The organism is Dysgonomonas reticulitermitis (assembly GCF_054601275.1).
Genome location: NZ_BAAHWU010000096.1, coordinates 1 through 3,781 on the forward strand (window position 1 = coordinate 1; position 3,781 = coordinate 3,781).

Consider the following 3,781-nt stretch of genomic DNA (forward strand, 5'->3'; position numbering starts at 1 on the left):
CCCAGATTTTCGTGTCGGTCATCTTAGCGTCCGCTATCACCGCGCCCTGCCGTCCTGCTTCCTCGACAAAGGCTGTCAGTATCTCCACGCTGTTCAGCCTGCGGTAGCTGTCGCTCAGTACGCCCCGTACTTCCATGCCTACGCTACGGACAAGCACCCGCTGGCGGCCTGTCCAGGAGGAATGCTCGTTCAGGACGGTTGCCGCAAGCTGCCTTTGCCATTCGTCTCCCCGTGCAAGTCCCCTGAGGTACTGTGAGGGAACATTCATCCTTTCGGCCAGTTGCCCGACCGCATTATCATGCAATGTAAACTGCTCCTGCCGCATATTCATCATCAGTTCCCCGTCGCCACTGAAGGTAATGACAGGCGACTGTTCCCTTTGGCGGAGCTCTATGCCTATGGGCGCTACATAATCCTGTGCGATGTCGCCCTCGTGTACCAGGCGCTGCATGGTTTCCCTGACGCCTGTCTGCCTGCCTTCGATCATCCGTTGTACCTTGTTAATGACAACTTCGTTCAATCCCTGCTGTAATACTACATTTTCCATAATTTTTTCTTGTTTTTCTTGTTATAAATGAATAAATACCTGTTTAAAATGAATTGTGCCGGAGGTTAGTCCAGCACAAATCGACGATATCGGTTATTTCGTAGTCCGTATTCCTACATTTCTATTTCCTGTCCGCTGCCACGGATGCGGACAGGCCATTTGTTTGTCGCCGTAAGGCCTGCTTCTTTTTCCATAATACCTGGCTTTTTTATGAGATGTTTTTTATCTCACGCTCTACCAATAGGCGCATAGCTTTCGGGAATACCGGGAACAGCTTGCTGCCGTTATACCTGTACAGGCAAAAATCCCGGCCTGAATGATCCATATAATAAGCCAGTGTTTCCATGAATTTTTTTGCTTCGGTTGCATCGTCCAGCCAGAAAAGATGCGTCCCGTTTTCCCTGACAAGCCAGATAAAGGGAATGCAGGCCTTTGTCCTGCGGATAAAGTTGGTATCGTGAACTGTAAAATCCGTGATAAACGGGCCTGTGACAAGCGCGGCAGCGACCTGTTCCATTTGATGCAGTAACTCTTCAGTTCCTGTCTGTGCAGCTATGATGTTATCTATTCCTTCCATATCCTTTTGATTATTGGTTAGTAATTTCTTCCGGCAGGTTATCCAGGTATTCCGCGATTACGTCGCCGTGGCAGGGATACGGCTTGCAGAAGCAACCCAGCATCTTGCCTTTTAGTTCATGTACCCGGCGCTTAAACTCCGGGTCTGTTTCCAGCCGGTTATGGAAATATTTCCTGTATCGCTCGATTGTCGCGCCTCTCTCTTCGGATTCCTTTAGCCGGAACGGGTTTCCGAAATATCCGTCCTGTCCTTTTCCCGCCCGTCCGATATATACATCGAAGGTGGAAGTACGAATGTTTACTGCTGTTGTCATAATTCCTTTGAATTTAAACTGTTAATCAATTCCCGGCGAAGCCGGTATAGCTGTGCTATGCAGGCCGGTTAATGGAGTGTTCTGCCTGTGCAAGGTTTTTGGGAAAAATACGACATGAAGCGCAGCGAATGTGGAGATTTTTTCCAAAACCGCGAAGCGGCCAGACCTTGCACGGGCTTAAGAACACGGAATTACCTTTGCCTGATAGCACAGAAATACCTTTTTATTCCTTCTAAGCGGAAGTAAACGTAGAATGGTAATCAAGAGGAAATAAAGCAGAAAACATAATAGTTTATATAAATTTATATCGTATAAATTTTATTTTTTAGCAAATAGTTTCATTTATAAAGAAAACTTTTGTATGTTTGCTAACTTCAAATCTAGCAGATAAGATGAAATATATTCAAAGAGATAATTATATAGAACGGATAAAGCCTTATATAGGTAAACCTGTTATTAAGGTGCTGACCGGACAACGGCGTGTTGGGAAAAGTTGTATCATGCTTCAATTATGTGATGAAGTTAAGAAACTCGATAAAAAAGTAAATACAATTTATATCAATTGTGAGCTGGAAGAATTCCGGGGTATTAAAACTTCCTCCGATCTTTATACATATATTGATTCAAGATTGAAGGCTGATGAACGTAATTACCTGTTCATAGATGAAGTACAAGAGATTGATTCTTTTCAGGATACTTTACGCAGTCTGCTTGCAGAACAAAAATGTGACATCTATTGTACCGGAAGTAATGCCAATATTCTTTCAAGTGAATTGGCTACCTATCTATCAGGAAGATATATGGAATTTGATATCCACTCGCTCAGTTATCGGGAGTTTATACAATTTCATTCATTTGAAAACTCGCAAGATACCCTGATGAAATACCTTACTTTCGGGGGTATGCCGTTTCTTATCAATCTTGAATTAACAAAAGAACAAGTCTTCGAATATCTAAGTAATGTTTATTCAACAATATTACTCAAGGATGTTGTTGCCAAAGAAAAGATCAGGAATGTCTCTTTCCTTGAAAACTTGATAATGTATGTAGCTGATAATGTTGGAAATCTGTTCAGTTCAAATAATATCAGTAAATATTTGAAATCCCAACAGATCCAAATGACTCCACAGCTTATTATCAATTATCTGAAAGGTTTGGTAAATGCATATATTATACACAAGGTACAACGGGCTGATGTTGGAGGTTTAAAGATCTTCGAGATAGGTGAAAAGTATTATTTTGAAGATTTAGGACTTCGTAATATGATTCGGGGCGGTAATACTTCTTCCGATATACATAAACTGATGGAAAATGCAGTATTTTTGCATTTAGTACAATCCGGTTATAAAATATTTGTTGGAAGGTTAGGCGAAAAGGAAATCGATTTTATGGCCGAAAAGAATGGCAAGCGCATTTATATTCAGGTTGCATTAACTACGATGGATGAAAAAACCCGTAAACGGGAATTTGGCAATCTTATGGAGATAAAGGATAATTATCCCAAATATGTTGTTACTTTTAATGATATGATTATAGGAAATGACTATAAAGGAATTACATATTGCAATTTGATTGATTTTCTTGTATTGGAAATTTGATAATGGTGTCTGAAAGTATCAGTAGATGAATAAAATTACAATCAAAAAATAATAGGGAATAAATTGATGAACAACACTATATTAAAATACGAGTCCGACGTTTGGAAAACAGCCGACCTGCTTAGAGGTTCAGGTATAAAAGAAAGCGATTTTCCAAAATACATGATGCCATTCTTTGCCCTTTTGATGGTAGAAAGTAGGTTGGTACGTGCCGCAGAGAAACTGGAAGAAGACATAAGCCGAGATGACATCGAAGACTTTGTAGAAATGTTCGAACTGGAAGGGCTTGGTTACAATATCTATGTTATAAAGAAGAATAAGACCTTAAAAGATATTTGCAAAAACGATAAAACTTTCATTACCGATTTTCGGGCTTATCTAAAGGCATTCGATCCGGAAACAAAATCGTTGTTGGGTGTTGACAAAGGTCCACAAGAAGAAAAGTTTCTTGATATATCCGGTGTTTCTGCATTATTATCAAAAAAGAGAGTCCTTTTTGACTATGTGAAAACATGGAGTGAAATAGACCTTACTCCCTTCAATAACTCTGAAATAACCACACTTGAAGAACACATCAAACGTCGTTGGGCGGATATGATAAATGGTCTTTATGTGTGTCCCTGTGTCTCCGGTTAAATTTACTGTCAGTTAATTCCATAAAACTGAATGTAACCTTTCCCCCATGTTGGATATATGGTATGTTGCCATTCTTTACATAACGGTCGATGGTACGGACAGAAACTTTT

At 40.3% G+C, this 3,781-nt stretch carries 3 protein-coding genes and 2 pseudogenes; 2 read left to right on the forward strand and 3 right to left on the reverse strand.

The annotated features are described in order from the left end of the window. From ACYPZI_RS15605 to ACYPZI_RS15615, 3 genes and pseudogenes are all read right to left on the reverse strand, one after another. Positions 1-547 (reverse strand): annotated as a pseudogene (locus tag ACYPZI_RS15605) (hypothetical protein); the annotation flags it as partial. Between the two features lie 208 nt (positions 548-755). Next, the gene (locus ACYPZI_RS15610) at positions 756-1,124 is read right to left on the reverse strand and encodes a hypothetical protein (RefSeq protein ID WP_459603246.1); all 369 of its coding nucleotides are present in this window, start codon (positions 1,122-1,124) and stop codon (positions 756-758) included. Between the two features lie 28 nt (positions 1,125-1,152). Then, positions 1,153-1,437, reverse strand: a pseudogene (locus tag ACYPZI_RS15615) (DUF4326 domain-containing protein); the annotation flags it as partial. A 392-nt stretch (positions 1,438-1,829) separates the two neighbouring features. Between ACYPZI_RS15615 and ACYPZI_RS15620 the strand changes: the two are divergent. Both ACYPZI_RS15620 and ACYPZI_RS15625 read left to right on the forward strand, forming a co-directional pair. Further along, positions 1,830-3,035: an ATP-binding protein gene (locus tag ACYPZI_RS15620; RefSeq protein ID WP_459603248.1), complete on the forward strand. Its 1,206-nt coding sequence runs from the start codon at positions 1,830-1,832 to the stop codon at positions 3,033-3,035. A 66-nt stretch (positions 3,036-3,101) separates the two neighbouring features. Next, positions 3,102-3,671 carry a type I restriction-modification system subunit M N-terminal domain-containing protein gene (locus tag ACYPZI_RS15625; protein ID WP_459603250.1) on the forward strand — a complete coding sequence of 190 codons (570 nt, stop codon included), beginning with the start codon at positions 3,102-3,104 and terminating at the stop codon, positions 3,669-3,671. Positions 3,672-3,781 lie beyond the last annotated feature (110 nt).